The 19,482-nt window shown below is 60.4% G+C and carries 21 protein-coding genes and 1 pseudogene; 11 read left to right on the forward strand and 11 right to left on the reverse strand.

The window, feature by feature from the left end:
• Positions 1-21: 21 nt before the first annotated feature.
• Genes ACYYKW_RS17690 through ACYYKW_RS17700 form a run of 3 tightly spaced genes read left to right on the forward strand, consistent with a single transcriptional unit; the run spans position 22 to position 1,500 of the window.
• Entirely contained in the window at positions 22-522 is a 501-nt protein-coding gene (locus ACYYKW_RS17690) for a CinA family protein (RefSeq protein WP_464990684.1), read from the forward strand.
• A 4-nt stretch (positions 523-526) separates the two neighbouring features.
• Entirely contained in the window at positions 527-1,045 is a 519-nt protein-coding gene (locus ACYYKW_RS17695) for a hypothetical protein (RefSeq protein WP_093101086.1), read from the forward strand.
• Positions 1,046-1,053: 8 nt separating this feature from the next.
• The gene (locus ACYYKW_RS17700; RefSeq protein ID WP_464990685.1) at positions 1,054-1,500 is read left to right on the forward strand and encodes a DUF421 domain-containing protein; all 447 of its coding nucleotides are present in this window, start codon (positions 1,054-1,056) and stop codon (positions 1,498-1,500) included.
• 46 nt (positions 1,501-1,546) lie between these two features.
• Here ACYYKW_RS17700 and ACYYKW_RS17705 read toward each other — a convergent pair whose 3' ends face one another.
• Positions 1,547-1,762: a PLD nuclease N-terminal domain-containing protein gene (locus tag ACYYKW_RS17705; RefSeq protein WP_090283927.1), complete on the reverse strand. Its 216-nt coding sequence runs from the start codon at positions 1,760-1,762 to the stop codon at positions 1,547-1,549.
• Between the two features lie 396 nt (positions 1,763-2,158).
• Here ACYYKW_RS17705 and ACYYKW_RS17710 point away from each other — a divergent pair, with 396 nt between their 5' ends.
• Positions 2,159-3,286, forward strand: a complete 1,128-nt coding sequence (locus ACYYKW_RS17710; protein ID WP_464990686.1) for a saccharopine dehydrogenase family protein — start codon at positions 2,159-2,161, stop codon at positions 3,284-3,286.
• Positions 3,286-3,777, forward strand: coding sequence for a DUF2269 family protein (locus tag ACYYKW_RS17715; protein ID WP_464990687.1), 492 nt, complete (start codon positions 3,286-3,288; stop codon positions 3,775-3,777). The genes ACYYKW_RS17710 and ACYYKW_RS17715 overlap by 1 nt, the downstream gene beginning before the upstream one ends.
• Here ACYYKW_RS17715 and ACYYKW_RS17720 read toward each other — a convergent pair.
• Complete coding sequence (locus tag ACYYKW_RS17720; protein WP_464990697.1) at positions 3,716-4,237, reverse strand: thiol-disulfide oxidoreductase DCC family protein; 522 nt, start codon at positions 4,235-4,237, stop codon at positions 3,716-3,718. The genes ACYYKW_RS17715 and ACYYKW_RS17720 overlap by 62 nt on opposite strands.
• A 68-nt stretch (positions 4,238-4,305) precedes the next feature.
• On the reverse strand, positions 4,306-4,761 hold the full coding sequence (locus ACYYKW_RS17725) for an N-acetyltransferase family protein (protein ID WP_464990688.1): 456 nt from the start codon (positions 4,759-4,761) through the stop codon (positions 4,306-4,308).
• 156 nt (positions 4,762-4,917) lie between these two features.
• On the opposite strand from ACYYKW_RS17725, the gene ACYYKW_RS17730 reads away from it, so the two are divergent.
• The gene (locus ACYYKW_RS17730) at positions 4,918-5,331 is read left to right on the forward strand and encodes a PaaI family thioesterase (RefSeq protein WP_464990689.1); all 414 of its coding nucleotides are present in this window, start codon (positions 4,918-4,920) and stop codon (positions 5,329-5,331) included.
• Between the two features lie 192 nt (positions 5,332-5,523).
• Positions 5,524-6,735, forward strand: coding sequence for a multidrug effflux MFS transporter (locus tag ACYYKW_RS17735; protein WP_464990690.1), 1,212 nt, complete (start codon positions 5,524-5,526; stop codon positions 6,733-6,735).
• Between the two features lie 17 nt (positions 6,736-6,752).
• Here ACYYKW_RS17735 and ACYYKW_RS17740 read toward each other — a convergent pair whose 3' ends face one another.
• Entirely contained in the window at positions 6,753-7,670 is a 918-nt protein-coding gene (locus tag ACYYKW_RS17740) for an AraC family transcriptional regulator (protein WP_093101108.1), read from the reverse strand.
• 156 nt (positions 7,671-7,826) lie between these two features.
• Positions 7,827-8,591, reverse strand: a complete 765-nt coding sequence (locus ACYYKW_RS17745) for an SDR family NAD(P)-dependent oxidoreductase (protein WP_093101111.1) — start codon at positions 8,589-8,591, stop codon at positions 7,827-7,829.
• 196 nt (positions 8,592-8,787) lie between these two features.
• Here ACYYKW_RS17745 and ACYYKW_RS17750 point away from each other — a divergent pair, with 196 nt between their 5' ends.
• Together ACYYKW_RS17750 and ACYYKW_RS17755 are read left to right on the forward strand one after the other, a co-directional pair.
• Positions 8,788-9,696: a helix-turn-helix domain-containing protein gene (locus ACYYKW_RS17750; protein ID WP_464990691.1), complete on the forward strand. Its 909-nt coding sequence runs from the start codon at positions 8,788-8,790 to the stop codon at positions 9,694-9,696.
• Between the two features lie 170 nt (positions 9,697-9,866).
• Positions 9,867-10,601 carry an SDR family oxidoreductase gene (locus ACYYKW_RS17755; protein ID WP_336355625.1) on the forward strand — a complete coding sequence of 245 codons (735 nt, stop codon included), beginning with the start codon at positions 9,867-9,869 and terminating at the stop codon, positions 10,599-10,601.
• 97 nt (positions 10,602-10,698) lie between these two features.
• Here ACYYKW_RS17755 and ACYYKW_RS17760 read toward each other — a convergent pair whose 3' ends face one another.
• The 4 genes from ACYYKW_RS17760 to ACYYKW_RS17775 form a co-directional block, all read right to left on the reverse strand.
• Complete coding sequence (locus ACYYKW_RS17760; RefSeq protein WP_464990692.1) at positions 10,699-12,051, reverse strand: c-type cytochrome; 1,353 nt, start codon at positions 12,049-12,051, stop codon at positions 10,699-10,701.
• A 17-nt stretch (positions 12,052-12,068) separates the two neighbouring features.
• Positions 12,069-14,324 (reverse strand): xanthine dehydrogenase family protein molybdopterin-binding subunit, encoded by a 2,256-nt coding sequence (locus ACYYKW_RS17765; protein WP_464990693.1) that lies wholly within the window; start codon positions 14,322-14,324, stop codon positions 12,069-12,071.
• Complete coding sequence (locus tag ACYYKW_RS17770; protein WP_093101126.1) at positions 14,324-14,779, reverse strand: (2Fe-2S)-binding protein; 456 nt, start codon at positions 14,777-14,779, stop codon at positions 14,324-14,326. The genes ACYYKW_RS17765 and ACYYKW_RS17770 overlap by 1 nt, the downstream gene beginning before the upstream one ends.
• 302 nt (positions 14,780-15,081) lie before the next feature.
• Positions 15,082-15,741 (reverse strand): glutathione S-transferase, encoded by a 660-nt coding sequence (locus ACYYKW_RS17775; protein ID WP_464990698.1) that lies wholly within the window; start codon positions 15,739-15,741, stop codon positions 15,082-15,084.
• Between the two features lie 184 nt (positions 15,742-15,925).
• Between ACYYKW_RS17775 and ACYYKW_RS17780 the strand changes: the two genes are divergently transcribed.
• Positions 15,926-16,498, forward strand: a complete 573-nt coding sequence (locus ACYYKW_RS17780; RefSeq protein ID WP_464990694.1) for a TetR/AcrR family transcriptional regulator — start codon at positions 15,926-15,928, stop codon at positions 16,496-16,498.
• A 346-nt stretch (positions 16,499-16,844) separates the two neighbouring features.
• Here ACYYKW_RS17780 and ACYYKW_RS17785 read toward each other — a convergent pair whose 3' ends face one another.
• On the reverse strand, positions 16,845-17,759 hold the full coding sequence (locus ACYYKW_RS17785; RefSeq protein ID WP_336355628.1) for a LysR family transcriptional regulator: 915 nt from the start codon (positions 17,757-17,759) through the stop codon (positions 16,845-16,847).
• 169 nt (positions 17,760-17,928) lie between these two features.
• Here ACYYKW_RS17785 and ACYYKW_RS17790 point away from each other — a divergent pair, with 169 nt between their 5' ends.
• Entirely contained in the window at positions 17,929-18,939 is a 1,011-nt protein-coding gene (locus ACYYKW_RS17790) for a zinc-dependent alcohol dehydrogenase family protein (protein WP_464990695.1), read from the forward strand.
• A 446-nt stretch (positions 18,940-19,385) separates the two neighbouring features.
• On the opposite strand, the pseudogene ACYYKW_RS17795 reads toward ACYYKW_RS17790, so the two are convergent.
• Positions 19,386-19,482, reverse strand: a pseudogene (locus tag ACYYKW_RS17795) (DUF6124 family protein); the annotation flags it as partial.

Below are 19,482 nucleotides of genomic sequence, written 5' to 3' on the forward strand. Positions count from 1 at the left end.
ATAACTCCAAGAGTGAGCGTCATGTCCATCGCCAATGAAACGGTCGATTATTTGCGCGACCATTCGCTGATCATCACCACGGCGGAATCGTGCACCGCCGGCAACATTGTCATGCTGCTGTCCGAGGTGCCGGGCAGCGGGCAACTGATCGAGAGCGGCTATGTGGTTTATTCACCGCAAGCCAAGCAACGGCTGCTGCACGTCAGCCCGGACACCATCGAAACCTTCAACCTGACCAGCGTCGAAGTCGCGCGGGAAATGGCGATCGGTGCGTTGCGTGACAGCACCGCCAACGTCGCCGTTGCGACCACGGGGATTCTCGGTCCTGACGACGTCGACGGCATCGCTGCCGGCACCGTCTGTTTCGCCTGGGCCTTCCAGCTGGACGGTCAACACGCCGTATTCACGCGTCAGCAATGGTTTCCCGGTTCGCGTGTAGAGGTGCTGCAGATTGCTTCGGAATTCGCCTTGCAGCAACTGCCGCACTTTCACCAACGAGCCCAGCGCGGCGAGCGAGGCTGAACCGATGAAAGGCGACGGCGATCATCCGGACTTGCAAAGCAGGGACTACCCGGTGCGCGAAGACATGGCCTATCAGGCGAAGGTCTGGCGCTTCGAGCGGTGCGGTTGGTACGTGCTGGTGTTGTTGGTGGTGCTTGGTCTGCTGGGGTTGTTTTCGCGCGGGCTCATCAGTTCGCGGGAAGTCATTAGCGACAACGGCCACCTGCGCGCCGAGTACGAAATGTTCCATCGCAATGGCTCAACCAATGCGATGAAAATCAGCCTGAACGGCAAACCCGATGCCACGCTGGAACTCGACATCGGTGGCGAGCTCCTGGAAGGCTTCAGTGTCGAAACCCTGCAGCCGCAACCGCTGCGCTCGCGCAATTCGGCGCAGGGCATGCGCCTGTGGTTACAGGCAGACGGGCAGGGCCAGGCGACGTTGTACCTGACTTTGCGCGGCGACGGCCTCGGGCTGTTCCGCAGCCGTATCGAATCGCCCGGTTCAACTGGCGTTGAGCTGGTTCAATTCATCTTTCCGTAGGTGACGCCATGGATTCCGTGTTGCGCGCAGTAGCGATGTACCTGGCCCTGATGGTGTTGTTCAAAATCGCCGGACGGCGTTCACTGGCCGAGCTGACCACGTTCGATTTCGTCCTGCTGATGATCATCGGCGAAGCCACCCAGCAGGCCTTGCTGGGCGACGATTTCTCTATCACCAATTCGCTGCTGGTGATCGTTTCGCTGATCGCGATCGATGTCGGCTTTTCCTTGCTCAAGCAGCGTTCGAGCTGGGTGTCACGCCTGATCGACGGCGAACCGACAATCATTGTCGAGAACGGCAAGCTATTGCATCGCCGATTGCGCCATGCGCGGCTGGTGGAAGCGGATGTGATGGAGGCTGCGCGCTCGAGCCAAGGCATTGAAACGATTGATCAGATCAAGTTCGCGATCATCGAGCGCAACGGCAAGATATCAGTGATCCCGCAGGATTCCTGAGCGAGCTGGCCGCAAATCCAAAGGCTTGCGGCCAGCGTTGGCAACATCAGCGACCCGGATTTGACGCCGTGTCGTGACGAATATGTTTAGGCCCGGCCAGCGCCCAAGCGATCAGGCCGAACAGCGGCACAAACACGATCAGCACGATCCATACGCCTTTGTTGCTCGATTTCCCCTCGCTCTTGCGCACCCGATTGATGGCCCACAACTCGATCAGCACCAGCACTGCCGCCAGTACGATCCACACGGTTTCGATTTGCATAGGCTACCTCCTGATGGTCTATGCGTTAGGCGGTGCCGGATTCGTCGGGTTCATTTAATTTCACTTTCGCGGGTGAAACTACATGCACGCTGCACCTCGAACCCCATGTGGGAGCCAGCCTGCTGGCGATAGCAGTTTGTCGGAGATCAAGGCTTACCTGACCCGACGCCATCGCCAGCAGGCTGGCTCCCACAGGTTTTGTGGTGAGTCGAGATCTTCGGGGTCACCCAACCCCCTGTTGGAGCCAGCCTGCTGGCGATGGCGCACTGTCATTCTCATAAGATCTGCCTGACCTGACACTATCCTCCACAGGTTTTATGGTGCCGCGCGATGGCCCGTCGATCACCAGCCCTATATCCTGCCCGCTGTGTAATGAATGACTTAGGGAAGAATTGCATGCCGTTCAGGGTGATGGTGGTCGGGGGTTACGGAAATTTTGGCAGTATCGTTTGCCGGCATCTGATCTCGATGCCGGCCATCGGTCTGGTGCTGTCCGGACGTGATCCGCGCAAGTTGCAGGGCAAGGTCGACCAGTTGCAGGCGCAGTCTGGCGCGGTGTGCGAGGGCTGGTGCGGTGATGCGATGGGCGCGGGGTTCAGCGACGCCTTGCGCGCGCTGAATATCCAGTTGGTGGTGCACACTGGCGGGCCGTTTCAGGGGCAGTCCTATGCGGTGGCGGAAAGCTGCATCGCGGCCGGCGTGAATTATTGCGATCTTGCCGACTGCCGCACCTTCGTCAATGGCATCGACGCGCTCGACGCACGGGCGAAACAGGCGGGCGTGGCGATCCTCAGCGGCTGCAGCTCGGTGCCGACGCTGTCGTCAGCGATCATCGACGAGCAACGCCAGCGCTTTTTGCGGATCGACTCGATCGAGCACGGGATTTCCTCGTCGGCGAAAATGCCGGGGTTGTCGACCATCGAAGGCGTGCTGGCCTACGCCGGCAAACCGATCAGGCAACTGAAAAACGGCAAGGTCCATGAAGTCTTCGGCTGGCTCGATCTGACCTTGCGCAAGATGCCGCAACTGGGCACGCGCCTGCTGGCCAATGTCGACGTCCCGGACATGGACATCTTCGCCGCTCGCTATGGCGCGCAGACCCTGCGTTTCAAGGCCGGTGCCGGGCTCAAGCTCGGCGGACTCGCCAATGGTCTGTTGGCGCAGGCATTGAAGCTCGGCCTGGTCCGCGACCATGCACTCTGGGCCGCGCGGCTGCATCGCCTGGGCATGCGTTTCGAGCGATTCGGCGACGGCAAAAGTGCGATGTACATCGATGTGCAGGGGTTGGGTTTCGATGGCCAACCGTTGACGATGACCGCGCAGCTCACCGCCCTCAACGACAAAGGCCCGGAAATCCCCAGTTGCGCTGCCGTCGCACTGGCGAGCAAAATGGCCCAAGGCTACGTACCGTCCGTGGGCGCACGCCCTTGCGTGGGCGAAATCACCGTTGACGAGTATCTGACCGCGATCAACGATCCGCATAACCTGAGCCTGTCGGTGCAGTTCTCGGACGGGCAGCGCTGATGCTCTATCTGTGCCTGAAATACCTGCATGTGGTCGCGGCGATTTTCCTCTTCGGTTTCGGCATGGGTTCCTACCTCTACCTGATCGCCGCCAGCCGCACGGCCAACCCGCAAGTCATCGCCCACGTCGCGCGCATGGTGGTGCGCTTTGACACCTGGATCACCACACCGGCAGGCTTTGTGCAGATCATCACCGGCTATGGGCTGCTGCGTCTTTCCGGATTGCCCATCAGCACCGGCTGGATACTGACGTCGCTGATCATCTTCGTCTGCGTGGGCGCGTTGTGGCTGCCGGTTCTGCTGTTGCAGAAACGACTCTGGCGGATGGCCGTGCAGGCGGGCGAGGCGGGCGCCGTCCTCGACGTGCGCTATGCGACCGTGTACCGCGCGTGGTTCTGGATGGGCGTAATGGGATTCGCCGGGATGTTCGTCATTGTGCTGATGATGGTGACGAAGATGACGCCGGTTCAATTGCTGGGTTATTGGCTGTAGTGGCCGGAGGCGCACGCATCTTCAGAAAACGCAACTCATGGTCCGCATTGGGCAGCAGGCAGGTGTCGTACTGGCCGAACAGCCGATAGCGGTTCAGCGCGATGCGGTCATACGCCCAGTCTCGCAGGCGCCGAGGCAAGACGCGCAGCAGGCGCAGCGGCTGCCAGCGGGCTGGCAATTGGCGAATCACTTCCAGGAATGCATCCGAGCGTTCCCAATAATGCCGATCACGAATCACCGCCATGGTGTCGAACTGGTCCACCGGCAACCCGGCCCATGCCAGCAGCGCCTGGCCTTCTGGGGATTGCACGGCGGCTAGGCGCACGCGTCGCTGCTGATCGTGACGAATCAGGAAACGCGCCCAGCCATTGCAGAGTTTGCAGACGCCGTCGAACAGAACCACGGTTTCGCCGGGTTTGAGAAGCGGCGCGGGGGTAGGGCGGATGTTCGGGGTTGGCATTCCATCGGATTCCAGGGCAGGGCTGGTTACCAGCATAGCGCCGCGTTGTATTCCGGTAATAGCAAACATTACGGCATCAGCATCTTGGCCATGATGATCGTACGCTCCGATTGATAATACTCGTCGCGGATTTTCCTGAAGCCTAACGAAGTGTAGAAGCCTTCTGCTGTGATTGAAGCGGGCACGTTGAGCAAACTCAAGCCTGCATCCAGAGCGATGGATTCAATGGTGCTGATCAAGCGCCTGCCGATGCCCCTTCGGTGATATTGCGGGTCGACAAATACGCTTCGAATAATGTTCTTCTGAAGACTCGCTGTGGCGACGATGTGGCCGTCAATTGTCGCGACGAGCACTTGGCGCTCAGTCAACATACGCAGGACCGCCGGGACGGAGAAGCCTTGAACCACTTGGTCGATAATGTCGGATGAATAGTCCCGCGCGTTGGACTCTCGAAGTGCGTTGATGATCGTCTTGCTGATGGCCGGCGCATCGCTATCCGATGCGTTTCGAATCTGCACATCCACTCGCATCGCTCCTTTTACAGTGTCAGCCGTGTAGCACGGGCGACTTATCCCAGCATATTCCATGTCCGTATAGTTCTGGCCCGATTATCTCTCGGCACATACAACCGAACTCAGCAGGTCAACATCATCGTTGAATCACCCGCAACGGGAGCAAGCATGAACGCCACTGTAATCCCCGAAGGTTTCACGCTGTTCAGTCGCAGCAGCCCATTGCTCGATTTGCTGGGCCCAATCTACGCGCGCGGCAGTGGTCTGCAACTGGAACTCGGATTGTTGACCGACGCCAGGCACGCCAACGGCCGTGGCACGTTGCATGGCGGTGTGTTGGCGACGTTGGCGGATGTGGGTATGGGCTACGCCATGGCATTTTCCAGCGACCCTCCGCAGCCATTGATCACGGCGAGCATGACCCTGGATTATCTCGGTGCCGTGCAAATCAATGAATGGCTTGAGGTGCGCCTCGAACATTCGAAAAAAGGTCGGCAACTGGTGTTCGCCGCTGTCAGCCTGCATGTCGGTGAGCGCACGGTGGCGCGCGCCAGTGCGGTGTTTGCTGTGCCTGTGAGCTGAGTGCATGTCTACGCTTTGCGGCTACTGAAATTACGGGTGTCATATTTACAGGTGGAAATTATTATGATCATAATGCTGCGCCCTCGGTGCAGTGGTTGGCTGCTGTCCTGGATTGCGCGTGAGGGCGTTTAACACAACCGGGACCCCAAATGGATCGGGGCATTTTTCTCCCCATCCACTTCGGATACAGCCATGCACACATCCACTCGTTCCAGCGTATTGCTCGCACTCCTGATCGGGCTTTGCGGCCTGGGGGAAATTTCCACGCAGTTGCTGATTCCCAGCCTGCGCGAACTCGAGTCAGGCCTTGGCGCTGCACCGGGTGCCTCGCTGGCGGCGTTGTCGATGTTTGTCGCCGCTTTTGGTCTGGGGCAGTTGTTCTTCGGCCCGCTCTCAGATCGCCTCGGTCGGCGCCCGCTATTGCTCGCCGGCGTTGCGACTTACGTGCTGGCTTCACTCTGGATGGCGTATGCGCAGAGCATGGACGAGTTCATCGTCGGCCGTGCGCTTCAGGGGTTGGGCGCCTGTGCGGCGCTGGTGGTGGCGCGCAGCATTGTGCGGGATGTGTGGAAAGAGCGCGCCGGACCGATCATGGCCATCACCGTGATCGGCATGCTCAGTACCATCATGCTCTCACCGGTAATCGGCGGGTTGATCGCCACCCACGCCGGCGGCTGGCGCGCCGTGGTGATGGCAACCGTAGTGTTCGGCGCACTGGCGCTGATCGCCTCGCTGTTTTTCAAGGAAACCCATCTGCAACGTGACCCGCAGGCCGGGCGCCTGAAGACATTGCTGGGCAACTACGCGGCGCTGCTCAAAGGCTCGTCCGTGCGCAGTTTTTCCGTTGCCATCGCTTGCACCTACGGCGCGATGTTCAGCTTTATCGCCGGCTCATCGCGGGTGTTCGTGGGCCAGCTTGGCTTGAGTCCGACCCAATACGGTCTGCTGTTTGGCAGCATTGTTTCCGGGTTGATTGCGGGGGCGGTCTACACCAACCGCACCATCATCAAGTCCGGGCCGGAAAGGATCGTTGCCGTGGGCACCGGCCTGGTTGCGGCAGGCGCCAGTCTGTCGTTCATTATTCACCAGTTGGCTGGCCCATCGGTAACCGGTCTGATGCTGCCACAGGTGTTGCTGACGCTGGGAGCGGGCATGGTGCTGCCCGGTTCGGTCGCCGGCGCGGTGATTCCCAATCCGACCCGCGCCGGGCTGGCGGCTGGTTTTATCGGCTTTGCGCAAATGGCCGGAGCGACCGTTGCGGGATTGCTGCTCAGTCGTCTGCAGGACGACACCGCCTTCGCGATGGTCGCGCTGAATGCTGCGTTTGCCGTCGCCGGTTTTGTGGTATTCCGCATAATGCTTGCGCGTAAATCTCGCGCAGCCAAGCTCGCTCTGGGCGAGTAAGGCGTGCTGTTCGTCGCTCACGCCAGGCTCCGCGCACTGCTGATATCTTTCGAGGGCGGCGAGCCGAACTGGCGGCTGTACTCACGGCTGAATTGCGAGGGGCTTTCATAGCCGACGCGATAACAGGCACTTGCCACATCCAGCCCCTCGCCGAGCATCAGCCGGCGGGCTTCCTGCAGGCGCAGTTGCTTCTGGTATTGCAGCGGGCTCATCGCGGTCATCGCCTTGAAGCGGTGATGCAAGGTTGAGCTGCCGAGGTTGGCGATGCGCGCCAGTTCCTCGATGCGCAGTGGCTGGGTGTAATGGCTGTTCAGCCAGTCGATCGCCCGCGACACGCGGCGCGCTTGCGAATCACCCATGGCCAGTTCATACAGGCGACGCCCGTGGACGCCGCGCAACAGGCGGTAGTACATCTCGCGCAGGGCCAGCGGCGCGAGCATGCCGATGTCGCGCGGGGTTTCCAGCAGACGCACCAGACGCAGCATGGTTTCCAGCAGCGGCACGTCGATGGTTTCCAGAAACATCCCGCGCTCAGGCTCGTCGGGAACACCGGTCGGCGGCGCATCGGCGATCACCTGCGCAAGATCGGTGGCTTCGAAATCGAGACGGATACACAGATAAGGCGCCTCAGGGCTCGCCTGCAAGACTCGTCCGGACACCGGCAACGTGACTGAGACCACCAGATAATTCAGCGGGTCGTACCGGTAGCAGTCCTCGCCCAGGCCAACTTCCTTTCGCCCCTGCAAAATCAGGCACAGCGCCGGTTTGTGCACGGTGTGGATCAGCTCGGTGGGCTGGTCCATGCGAATCACATGCAGCGGCGCGATGGCGGTCTCGTAGATGCCCGGCTCGGCAAAGCGCTGGGTCAGTGCGCGGATCAGTTCAGTGCGATAGAGGGCGGTGTTTTGCAAGAGGGAAGCATCGCTCTGGTGCATAGCAAACTCTCATTAAAAATTCGGGGGCCATGGCGGTACCCGTCGCTGATCTTCAGATTACACAGCGGGGAGGGCGCAGTGTTACGCCGATACTGCCGCAGATCTGCCTGATCCTGCTGCGCGTGCCGGACATTTTCGCCTGCGCCCGTTGCCATGTCAGCCAGCGGTGACGGTCATGCCGCCATCGGCCATGACCACCGCGCCGACCATGAAACTGGCGCGGTCCGAGGCGATGAACGCGACCACTTCGGCAATTTCCTCCGGCTGCGCGGCGCGGCCGATGGGCGCGCTTTCACCGTGTTGCGCGAGGAACCCGGGACCATCGTCGACCACGTCGTTGAGAATGTTGGTCACCACATCACCGACGCCGACGGCATTGACACGAATGCCATGTTCGATCACTTCCAGGGCCAGGGTGCGTGTCAGTTGTGCCAGCGCGCCTTTCGAGGCGGTGTAGGCGGCGATGGTCGGGAAGGCGAAATACGACGCATAGGACGCGATGTTGACGATCGCACCGGACTTGTTCGGGATCATCGCTTTGACCGCTTCGCGACTGTGCAGGAAAGCGGCGGTGGCGTTGACCGCTTGAATGCGCTCCCAGTCGTCGCGGGTCATGTCGACCACCAGTTTGTTGATGATGATCCCGGCGTTGTTGACCAGAATATCCAGCCGACCAAACTGCTCGACCGCCAGCGCTACTGCACGTTCGGCGGCGCCGTCTTCGGTGATGTCGGCCACCAGCGGTACCAGGCCGGGGCGGGCCAGTTCCTGCACGTCGGGGTTGAGGTCTTCGGCGATGACTTTGGCGCCACGGGCGTGCAGCAACAAGGCGATCGCCTTGCCGATGCCGCTGGCCGCGCCGGTCACCAGGGCCACTTTGCCCATCACTTCATTTGGCGTGCTGTTGTTGATCTCGCTCATGATCTTTCTCCACGTTGTGATCCAGTCAGGATTGCCTTGCCAGCGACGTTTGGCGTCGGCGACGGTTCAACTGTCTCGCAATGCGCGGGTGACAACTTTCGCGGGCTTGCCGGGGCTGTCGGAGTTTTGCGCCCAATATGAGGTATGGCTGGGTTATTGTCGGATTTTGCAACTGCGAGAATAGAAGGACCCTTTCATGGCGAATACTGCTCAGATGCTCATAACCGGGGAGTCCATGGCTGATTACCTGCCGGGTGAACCGCTCGCGCTGACTTCGCGACCGCGAATCGACGATGTCGTGATTCAGCTATTCAGCCATCGCAGTATCAATGAGCCGATCACGGTGCCGGCGGTGGTAGAGCCGTTGCTGGTATTGGTTCTGGCAGGCGCGGCGCGGGTGGAAGAACGGGCGCCGGGTGGCGATTGGGAGGCGGTCGAGGTCAAGGCCGGCGACTTTTTTCTCACCCAGTCGGATGAACCCTACGAAATGCGCTGGCAGACCCACGGCGGCGAAACCTTTGAAGTCATGCACCTTTATCTGGGTTTGCCGCTGATCGAACGTGCCTCGCGCGAGCTGTCCGGGCAGGCCAACGCGCCGCTGCGCTTGCGCGATGTTTCAGGCGCGCGGGATTCGCACGTAGCGTTTGTCATGCAGCAATTGCGCAGCGAACTGATCGAGCAACGCACGCCCAGCGCACTGTTCGCCCAGTCGCTGGCCCAGGCGCTCGCCGTGCACCTGCTGCGTACCTATCCAGCCGAGACCCAGGCGGAGCGTCGCGTCAACGCGCTGCAGGCTTACAAACTGCGCAAAGTCACCGACGCGATGACCGCGCATCTGGACGACGAATTCAGTCTGGCGAAATTGGCAACGCTCGCCGAGCTCAGCGAATACCACTTCAGCCGCCTGTTCAAACGCGCCACCGGTCTGGCGCCTTCGCAGTATTTCATCCGCTTGCGCATGGCCCGCGCGCGGCAATTGTTGCTCGAGTCCCAGCGCAGCGTGATCGACATCGGTCTGGAGGTCGGCTATTCCAGTGCCAGTCACTTTTCGCAGGTGTTTCGTCGTGAAGTGGGCGTAACGCCCAGCGAATTTCGCGGTGCTTGAAGAGCGCCGATAAACCATCACCGCGCACTCAGACACGAATAGGCAAACCTCACGCAGCTTTCGGCACGCGTCCACCGCGCCTGCGCGCTTAAGCTTTTCGACGTACCCAGCCAACACCCCGCACAACGCGGCCCGGCTGACTTTCCATGCACTGAGCAGGAGAAACGGATATGTCGAACATCCACAACAAAGTCGTACTGATCACCGGCGCCAGCAGCGGTATCGGCGAAGCCGCCGCACGACTGATCGCAGCCAAAGGCGCTCACGTAGTACTCGGTGCCCGCCGCACCGAACGCCTGGAAAAGCTGGTCGGCGAGATCCGCAGCGAAGGCGGCTCGGCCAGCGCTCGCGCACTCGACGTGACCGATATGAATTCGATGCAGGCCTTCGTTGAATTTGCCAAGGCGCAGCACGGCAAGGTCGACGTGATCATCAACAACGCCGGGGTCATGCCGCTGTCGCCACTGGCTGCGCTGAAGGTCGATGAATGGAACCAGATGCTCGACGTCAATGTGCGTGGCGTGCTGCACGGTATTGCCGCGGTGTTGCCGGGAATGGAAGCGCAAGGCTTCGGCCAGGTCATCAACATTTCTTCGATTGGCGGCCTCGCGGTGTCACCGACCGCCGCCGTGTATTGCGCCACCAAATTCGCAGTCAGGGCCATCTCCGACGGCCTGCGCCAAGAGACGGACAAGATCCGCGTGACCGTGGTTTGCCCGGGCGTGGTCGAGTCCGAACTGGCGGATTCGATTTCCGATGAGGTGGCGCGTGAAGAAATGCGCGCGTTCCGCAGCGTGGCGCTGGGTGCCGATGCGATTGCGCGAGCGTTGGTTTACGCGATTGATCAGCCGGACGATGTGGATGTCAGTGAGATTGTCGTGCGGCCGGTGGCCAGTCCGCATTGATCGGTTGAGACAAGTCGCCGGTTACAAAGCCTGTGACGACTCATTGAAAGTAAAATGCCGGTCCCACGCGGGACCGGCAATTGCAGTCTCAGCGCTCCTAACGCATCTGCAAAATGATCGGACTGCTGCTCGCCGGATCAGTGTGTTCGCGCAGTTTGCCGACCGACGCGGCATCGACCGCGCTGGCCTGATTGCCCCAGGTACTGCGCATGAATGTCAGCACCTCGGCGATCTGCTGATCCGAGAGCTGTTCACGGAAGGCTGGCATACGATAGGCGTCCGGTACGCCCGCCGCGACGACCCGTTGCGAGCCGTTGAGGGTGATGTTGATCGCCGATGCCTGTTCCTTCGCCAGCGCGGAAGTGGCGCCGGCCAGCGGCGGCATCCATTCGGCCTGTCCCTTGCCGTCGACACCGTGGCAAGACGCGCAGCGCGTTACGTACGTATGCGCGCCGGGGCTGTCCAGGCTTGGCGCGGCAGACGCTTGCTGATATTGCCAGGGCGGGCCATCACGTTGTGGGTCGCCAGGCAGCGATTTCAGGTAATGGGCAATGGCGCTCAGATCTTCGTCGCTCATGAACTGCGTGGAGTTGTTGAACGCTTCGGTCATCGAACCGTAAACCACCGCATGGCGGTTGCGCCCGGTCTTGAGGAACTGGACGATTTCCGCCTCGTTCCAGCGGCCCAGTCCGGTGTTGTGATCGTCACGCAGACTTGGCGCGTACCAGCCGTCGAGCAGTGCGCCGGCGAGGTACGGTTGGCCGGACTCATCGAGCGCTTTCTCGTTGAAGGCCAGTCCGCGTGGCGTGTGGCAACTGCCGCAATGCCCGGCGCCCTGGACCAGATAGGCGCCGCGGTTCCACTGTGCATCCTGCGAAGGTTTGCTGGCGTAAGGTTCGGCGTCGACGAACACGCCGTTCCACATCGCAATCGGCCAGCGCAGGTTCAGCGGCCAAGGGATCGAACTCTGCTGGTTGGTCTGCTTGACCGGCGCCACGCCTTTCATGAAAAACCCATACAGCGCGCGCACGTCGTCGTCACTGAGCTTGGCATGCGAGGGATACGGCATCGCCGGGTACAAACGCCGACCGCCCGGCGCTACGCCATGGCGTACGGCACGGTCGAAATCGGCGAGGCTGTAGCGGCCAATCCCGGTGTCGGCGTCCGGGGTGATATTGGTCGCATGGATCACGCCCAGCGGTGTGGCCATTTCCAGGCCGCCAGCGAACGGCGCGCCGCCCGGCACGCTGTGGCAGGCGACGCAGTCGCTGAGGCGGGCGACGTATTCGCCGCGGGTGACCAGCCCGGGGTCGATGTCGGCCACGCTGAACGGTGGCTTTTCCAGGGGCGAGACAGGCTCGCGGGTGACATACCAGGCCAGCAGACCTGCCGCGATCAGACACGGCACGGCCAGCCAGCCAGCGGTTCTTGCGAATCGGCTGTTGTTCATAAACGCTCCGGCGCTGATCAGCTAAAGGTGTGACGGCTCATGGGCAGGCTGCGAATTCGCTGCCCGGTCAGTGCGGCCACCGCGTTGGCGACGGCCGGCGCGACGGCAGGCAGTGGCGGTTCACCGATGCCGCCCATTTTTTCCCCGCTCTCGACCACCCGCACATGCACCCTGGCCATGCGCGAAGGCGGCAGGATCGGATACAGGTCGTAATTGCGCGCGCGCGGTTTGCCATCGAGCCACACGGCTTCCTCGACCAGCGTCTGCGACAGCCCCAACGCCACGGCGCCGTTGACCTGCGCCTCGACAATCGCCGGATTGACGATGCTGCCAGGATCAATCGCTTGCCAGATGTCGTGCACCTTGACCTGGCCGTTTTCGATCGACACTTCGGCAATCACGGCCGTCTCGGTGCCGAACGGCGACGCCATCGCCACACCGCGCGCACGCCGGCTGCCATCCTCGGCAGTAAACGGTCCACGCTTCCAGCCGCCCGACAATTCGGCCACCGCTTGCAACAGGGTGGTCAGCCGAGCATTGTCACGCAGCAGATGCAGGCGCAAGTCGAACGGGTCCTTGCCGCCCTTGTCGGCCAGTTCGTCGAGGAACGATTCATAGAAAAAGTCGTTCAGCGAATTGCCCACCGAACGCCAGTAACCGAGCATGGCCGGGCCTTTGACGTAGATCTGCGCGATGCGCTTGTTGGCGACTGCATAGGACTTGCCCGACAAGCCTTCCAGCGCCGTCGGGTCGAGCTTTTCGCCTTGCTTGCCGGCGATGGCTTCGGTGGGGCCTTCGGTGGCGCTGATCGCTTCGATTGCCAACGGCCAGCCATCGTTGTCCAGCGCTGCGCGGAAATTGACCGCCGCCACCGGGCGCAGCACATCACGCAGGAATTCCTCTTCGCGGCTCCAGATCAGTTTGACCGGACGCCCGACAGCCTTCGCCAGCTCGATGGCCTGCGGGTACGGACTGGCCGAGTCGTAGAGAAAATGCCGACCGAAAAACCCGCCCAGCAGCGGCGAGTGCAGGGTGATTTGCCCAAGCTCGAGACCGGTGCGTTTGGCGATGTCGGCGCGATACAGGTCCGGTGCCTGATTCGGCAGCCAGACTTCCAGCGAGCCATCGGCATTGAAGCGGGCCAGCGCCGACGGCGGCTCGAGTTGCGCGTGATTGAGGTACTGGTTGTGATACGTCGCGTCGACGCGAGTTTTCGCGTTGGCCAGACTGGTAGCCACGTCACCCTCGTTTTCATCGTCACGGGCCGGGCCTTTTTCCGCAGCCAGACGCTTGAAATACGCATCGCTGGAAAAATCCGCCGGCATCACGCGGACCGGGCTGTCGGCGCCCGGTTCTTGCCAGTCGACCTGAATCGCCTCGACCGCGCGTTTGGCGTGCCACCAGCGCTCGGCGAGCACCGCCACGGCGCCGGGCAGACGGTGCACCGAATGCACGCCTTTCATCGCCTTGACCTGCTCTTCGTTGCGCAGATTGCCCACGGTCATGCCCAGACGCGGCGCATGCTGAACGGCGGCGTGGAGCATGTCGTCGACCGTCAGATCGATGCAGTAGAGCGCCTTGCCAGTGGACTTGTCGTAAGCGTCGATGCGCTTGACCGGTTTGCCGATCCAGCGGAACTGGCTCGGATCGCGCAGCTTGACGCTGGCCGGGTCGGGCACGGGCAGGTCCATTGCGCGTTCGGCCAACTCACCGTAGGTCAGCGAGCGGCCGGATGCGGCGTGCAGTACTTTGCCCGGTTCGGTGCTGAGTTCGCTCACCGGCACGCCGAGCCGTTCGGCTCCCGCTTGCAGAAGCATGGCGCGGGCGAGGGCGCCGAGGCGGCGCATCACCGGATAGCTCATGCGCACCGACATGCTGCCGCCGGTAATGCGCATACCGTTGTCCATCACCACGTACGCCTCGCCGGGCGGCGCGGCTTCGACCAGGAACGTCGCCGGATCAGCGTCGAGTTCTTCGCCGACAATCTGCGCCATCGCCGTGAAAGTGCCTTGGCCACCTTCCATGAACGGGCACATCAGGCGCACGCGGTTGTCCGGGCGAATTTCGAGAAACGCCGGCACCTGCGTACCGCGTTCGCTGGTCGTGGCAGCCGCTGCTGCGGCAAATGCGCGGGGCGCGCCGAGTGGCAGACCGAAGCCCAGCACCAGCGCACCGACGGCGGTACCGGTGAGAAAGCGGCGGCGGGAAAGGTTGATCGGCGTCGTCAGGTCAGGCAACGAGGATTGTGCAGTGGTTTCGCTGGAAACGTTCATCAGGCGTCCCTCTTGCCAGCCAGCTCATGCACGGCGGCATGAATGGCGTTGTAAGTGCCGCAGCGGCACAGATTGACCATCGCCGCCTCAATCTGCGCATCGCTCGGCGTGGGGTTGTGCTTGAGCAGCGCGGTCGCGGCCATGACCTGCCCGGACTGACAATAACCGCATTGCGCAACTTGCAGCTCGACCCAGGTCGCGACCACACGCTTGCCCACCTCGTCGGATTCGATGGCTTCAATGGTGGTGATATCGCGGCCAACCACACCGGCCACCGGCGTGACGCACGAGCGCACCACATTGCCGTCGACCAGCACCGAGCAGGCACCGCACTGGGCCAGGCCGCAGCCATATTTGGTGCCGGTCATGCCGAGGTCATCGCGCAACACCCAAAGGAGCGGCGTATCGGCGTCGGCATCGACCTGAACGGTCTTCTGGTTGATTCGTAGTTCCATGGGTTCACCCGCCTGATCATCGGTTGACGTGCATTTTTATAAGCATGGGCCGCAGCGCCAGTGAGCGTGTTTGTCACTGAGGTTGGCGCGCTGTGAAGTCCGCTTCGCGTGCGTGTGGGCGCGGTTGCGGTTGTTATCGGACTGTATGGCCTCGCGCGTGCGTTGGGTATCCACGGCGGTGCAAGTCCAGAGGATCAGGCAAGCATTCAAGAGGATTGCGCTAGAGCGTAGGTTATTCGCTCGCAGATTGTGTCGGGAGGATTGATCATTGCCGCCCCTGAAGCGGGGCGGCAACTGTGGGTTTATTGGCGTTGCGCATCTCCGTGCTCAACCATCGCCCGCCATTGCTGCACGCTTGGGCGCGCCTGCACCCGCGTATGCCAGGCTTTCAACGCGACACATTCATCAGGCACCGGCAGATCGACCAGCGCCGCGAATATCATCCCGCCCAACACGGCAATGTCAGCCATGGAAAAATCCTCGCCGGCGACATAAGGCTGATCGCGCAGAATGTTGTCGAAGTAGTGCATGCCGCGCACAGCCTTGTCGCGCATGCGCAGGCCCCACTCGGCGTTCTGATACAGCTCGACCTCTGGGCCAAGGCCCGGTGTGCCGTGGTGGAAGTACACGCTGATCGCGTCGAGAAATTCGATTTCGGCGCGTTTGGTCATCATGTGGATCAGGCCTTTTTCTACCGGCGTGCGGCCGGTGAGCGTCGGGTTGTCATCGAGGCTGTCGAGGTACTGAGTGATCGCCGTACACTCGGCGATCAGCGTGCCGTCCTGCAACTCCAGCAACGGCAGCGTGCCGGAGTAGTTGAGGCGCAGGAATTCAGCTTGCTTGTGCTCGCCGGTACACAGGTTGACCGACACGAACTCGATGCGCGACAGCAGTGATTTTTCTGCCAGCGCAATGCGCACACGGGCCGGGTAGGGGCCGTTGTACCAGTCGTAAATTTTCATCATCGGCAGCGGAGAAAGGTCGATCACAGCACTGGAATAAGTCATTTTGGGTTACCTGCCTGTCATTTGGTAGGTGCAAGATTGCGACCAGTTTTACCAAGTGTCAACCCCTACCTGTCAATTGGCAGGTAATCATTCTGAGCGTACACTCCGCGCCATGATCGAACGCATTGAGGGCATGAAAATGAGTGTGAACGCGCGCGAAGCGATTCTGGAGGCGGCTAAAACAGCCGCGCAGCTGCATGGCTACAGCGGCATCAATTTCCGCAGCATCGGCAAAGTGGTGGGCATCAAGAATGCCAGTATTTACTACCACTTCCCGAGCAAAGCCGATCTGGGCGCCGCCGTTGCCGAGCGCTATTGGCAGGACGCGGCGCAAGTGCTCGAAGGCATTCGCCAGGCCAATCCCGATGCGCAATGCTGCCTGACGCTGTATCCGTCGATCTTTCGCACCTCGCTGGAAAGTGGCAACCGGCTGTGCCTGGCCAGCTTCATGGCCGCCGAATATCAAGACCTGCCGGACGAGGTCAAGGCCCAGGTCAAGCGGTTTGCCGAGGCGAATATCGAGTGGCTGACCGAGGTGTTGGTCAGCGCTGGTTCGGCGGATGAAGAACGCTGTAAAACGCGTGCTCGAGCGATTTACGCGGCGGTGGCCGGTGCGCAATTGATCGCGCGCAGTCGGGGGGATATTGGGTTGTTTGATGAGTTGATTGGCAGTTATGTGGAGGCGGGGTTGATCGCTCTTTTGACCGAGTGAACAGACGCTTCACGTCGGGGCAAGGCCGGTGCAAAGCCTGCCTTGTCGTTAATGGTCAATCAAAGACCGCCTGGCCGTCGTCGTCGCGCTAAATCCAGCAAAGACGCTAGCGCAGAAACTTTTCGAATGTAGCGTCCATCGTGTGTCGGTCATAATTCAGCAAGTATCCAGGAAACTGACGATAAAGCTTTGCAAGCAGATCTTTGTTAGGGCCGCGGTGCGGACGGATAGTAGGTCATACATGATTTGATGGCTAAGACCTGGGCGTCTGCTTTCGGCGCATAAGCAGGCATTGATGATGTGAGCATTCCCGACCCGCAGTCACTTTTACGGGGCTCAATGATCGCTATGCTTCCAGCCAGTCAGAATGAAGCTGCGGAATACGCGTTTGCAGCCACTCAATAAAAACTTGAACCTGGGGAGCGAGATGAGCCCGGCTCGGGTATAGCAACGACACAGGACGAGGGGCTGGCCGATAGGGTTTTAGAATCTCCACCAAACCGCGACTGACCAAATGCTCGGACACGGTTATCCCGGGTGCCTGGATTATTCCGAAACCCGACACGCCACACTGAACGTACGCATTCGACTCGGTGACGGTGATGCCGGCATCAGGCACAAAGGATCGATCCTGACCTTTGACCGAAAAATGCCAGGGTAATGTTCTGTTGCTCTGGCCGGACAAGAAGTTGACGCCTCGATGGGAAGCCAGTTCACCGAGTGTCTTGGGTTCGCCATGCTCGTTCAAATAATCGGGCGCGGCACACGTCACCATGGTCGCCATCGCAACAGGGCGAGCGATCAAGGTCGAATCCGGTAGATCGCCGATACGCAACGCACAGTCGACGCCTTCGCCGATCAAGTCGACGGCCCGATCAGTCACGCCCAGAATCATGTTGATGTTTGGGTAGCAGACGGTGAACTCTTTAAGGCTATTGATGAATTTCATCTGCGCGAAGGCGCTTGGAATATCGACGCGAAGTCGGCCTGTGAGCGTTGCTCCTGAGCGATCGAACATTGAGGTCGCAGCAGAAATACCCGCCAGAATTTCTTGTACCCGCTCATAGAACCTCTCGCCCTCGGCGGTGAGGGCTACCTTTCTTGTGGTGCGCTGGAACAAGCGCACGCCCAATGACGTTTCCAACTCCTGGATAGATCGAGTGACCTGAGGTCGCCCGATGTCTAGCGATTCCGCAGCTTTGGTAAAGCTGCCAAGTTCGGCAAGCCTGGCGAACAGTCGCATCGATTGAAGCAATTCCATGACTTTCCTATGAACCCAAGTGACTAAGAGGTTGAACATGATTGTTGTCCAAGAATAGAACAATCATGTCTTTTTCCCCGCATTTATTGCGCGCCCTCAACAGCGAAAAATGCACCCAAGGCTGAACCGGCTTGGTTCATCACCATTGATATGTATTGGGAGACTCGCAATGAAGGCTTGGTTTTTGAAAGATTTCGGACTCGACAATCTGCAGTTGGAGGAGGTGGCGACCCCGCAACCCAAGGCTGGCGAATTATTGGTGAAGGTCGGTGCTGTTTCGCTCAACTTTCGCGACAAGGCAATTGTCGACGGCATTTATGAACCGCACATGGTGCCCAAGCCATTGATTCCGGTGAGCGATGCAGCCGGCACGGTGGTAGCCATTGGTGACAACGTCACGCGCTTTAAGGTCGGTGATCGTGTCAACTCGCATCTTTACTCGCGTTGGCTGGATGGCGAGCCAGGGCCGAACGAACCCGATTACTGCTTCGGTTCGCCGTTGCCTGGCGGTTTGGCCGAATACATGATCATTCATGAGGACAGCGCCGTCGGTGCCCCGGACAACATGAGTGACATAGAGGCGGCAACACTGCCTATTGCTGCACTTACGGCCTGGTATTCGCTGGTCGACTTCGGACAAATCCAGTCGGGTCAGACCGTATTGGTTCAAGGCACCGGGGGGGTATCAATATTTGCCGTGCAGATCGCTACAGCGCTTGGCGCGAAGGTAATTGCAACGTCGAGTAGCGACCAAAACCTGCAAGCCGTGAAGGCGCTCGGGGCTGTGGCAGGAATCAATTACAGAACAACTCCGAATTGGGCGGACGAGGTGCTGAAGCTAACCGATGGCAAGGGCGTGGATCTGCTACTCGATGTGGCCGGTGGCAGCGGCATCAATCATTCGGTAGCAGCCACCAAGGCATCAGGGCGTATTGCGCAGATCGGTTTTTTGACAGGGCAAACCGTTGAACTGAATCTGATGCCACTGATTTTCCGCCAGACAACCATTCGCGGAATCGCCGTGGCGCCGCGTTCATCCTTTGACCGGATGAACGCGTTTCTCAACGAACACAAGATCCGTCCCGTTATTGATCAGGTGTATCCGTTCGAGGACGCACGCAAGGCTTATGAGCATCTCGCGAGGGGAGCATTTGGAAAGGTCGTGATCAAAATCGCTTGATAGTGTTAAGGCGCCAAGTTGGCGCCTTTTTTCGTCTGGGTCAGTAGATTCAATTCTGGAGTCTGAGCCAATCGAAACTCGGACCCGAAAGGCCGCTATTGGCCGACAGCGGAAAATAAATCAGACGCCATCTCGCTAAAGTCAGGATGCGCCGCCCTTGACCAGGCTGGAGACATTGACACGAACGGACAGCCCCTCACCCTAGCCCTCTCCCCCAGGAGAGGGAACCGATTCGGGGATATTCGAGAGTGACGGCGACCTGAACGTAACGCTTTGAATCCAGAATCGCTGAAGCTCACCAAAGCCATAATCACTAAGGTCTTCCAGGTCGATGTATCACGAAAGACACCTCGGTCGGCCCCCTCTCCCTCCGGGAGAGGGCTGGGGTGAGGGCCGCGCTTGCTCACAGCCCCCAAGTCATCCGCCAGCCAACCCCAGCACTTACATCACTCCGGCAACTGCAAATTATCCAAAGCCCGATTCACCGCCAGCTCCCCGAGCATGATCAACTGCGAAATCCCCAACAACGCCCGCCGCTGCGAC

The organism is Pseudomonas sp. 15C, assembly GCF_055484735.1.

Bases quoted from the DNA above. Each gene is read 5' to 3' on its own strand.
- ACYYKW_RS17690 (WP_464990684.1), top strand. From the start codon at position 22: ATGTCCATCGCCAATGAAACGGTCGATTATTTGCGCGACCATTCGCTG.
- ACYYKW_RS17695 (WP_093101086.1), top strand. From the start codon at position 527: ATGAAAGGCGACGGCGATCATCCGGACTTGCAAAGCAGGGACTACCCG.
- ACYYKW_RS17700 (WP_464990685.1), top strand. From the start codon at position 1,054: ATGGATTCCGTGTTGCGCGCAGTAGCGATGTACCTGGCCCTGATGGTG.
- ACYYKW_RS17705 (WP_090283927.1), bottom strand. From the start codon at position 1,762: ATGCAAATCGAAACCGTGTGGATCGTACTGGCGGCAGTGCTGGTGCTG.
- ACYYKW_RS17710 (WP_464990686.1), top strand. From the start codon at position 2,159: ATGCCGTTCAGGGTGATGGTGGTCGGGGGTTACGGAAATTTTGGCAGT.
- ACYYKW_RS17715 (WP_464990687.1), top strand. From the start codon at position 3,286: ATGCTCTATCTGTGCCTGAAATACCTGCATGTGGTCGCGGCGATTTTC.
- ACYYKW_RS17720 (WP_464990697.1), bottom strand. From the start codon at position 4,237: ATGCCAACCCCGAACATCCGCCCTACCCCCGCGCCGCTTCTCAAACCC.
- ACYYKW_RS17730 (WP_464990689.1), top strand. From the start codon at position 4,918: ATGAACGCCACTGTAATCCCCGAAGGTTTCACGCTGTTCAGTCGCAGC.
- ACYYKW_RS17735 (WP_464990690.1), top strand. From the start codon at position 5,524: ATGCACACATCCACTCGTTCCAGCGTATTGCTCGCACTCCTGATCGGG.
- ACYYKW_RS17740 (WP_093101108.1), bottom strand. From the start codon at position 7,670: ATGCACCAGAGCGATGCTTCCCTCTTGCAAAACACCGCCCTCTATCGC.
- ACYYKW_RS17745 (WP_093101111.1), bottom strand. From the start codon at position 8,591: ATGAGCGAGATCAACAACAGCACGCCAAATGAAGTGATGGGCAAAGTG.
- ACYYKW_RS17750 (WP_464990691.1), top strand. From the start codon at position 8,788: ATGGCGAATACTGCTCAGATGCTCATAACCGGGGAGTCCATGGCTGAT.
- ACYYKW_RS17755 (WP_336355625.1), top strand. From the start codon at position 9,867: ATGTCGAACATCCACAACAAAGTCGTACTGATCACCGGCGCCAGCAGC.
- ACYYKW_RS17760 (WP_464990692.1), bottom strand. From the start codon at position 12,051: ATGAACAACAGCCGATTCGCAAGAACCGCTGGCTGGCTGGCCGTGCCG.
- ACYYKW_RS17765 (WP_464990693.1), bottom strand. From the start codon at position 14,324: ATGAACGTTTCCAGCGAAACCACTGCACAATCCTCGTTGCCTGACCTG.
- ACYYKW_RS17770 (WP_093101126.1), bottom strand. From the start codon at position 14,779: ATGGAACTACGAATCAACCAGAAGACCGTTCAGGTCGATGCCGACGCC.
- ACYYKW_RS17775 (WP_464990698.1), bottom strand. From the start codon at position 15,741: ATGAAAATTTACGACTGGTACAACGGCCCCTACCCGGCCCGTGTGCGC.
- ACYYKW_RS17780 (WP_464990694.1), top strand. From the start codon at position 15,926: ATGAGTGTGAACGCGCGCGAAGCGATTCTGGAGGCGGCTAAAACAGCC.
- ACYYKW_RS17785 (WP_336355628.1), bottom strand. From the start codon at position 17,759: ATGGAATTGCTTCAATCGATGCGACTGTTCGCCAGGCTTGCCGAACTT.
- ACYYKW_RS17790 (WP_464990695.1), top strand. From the start codon at position 17,929: ATGAAGGCTTGGTTTTTGAAAGATTTCGGACTCGACAATCTGCAGTTG.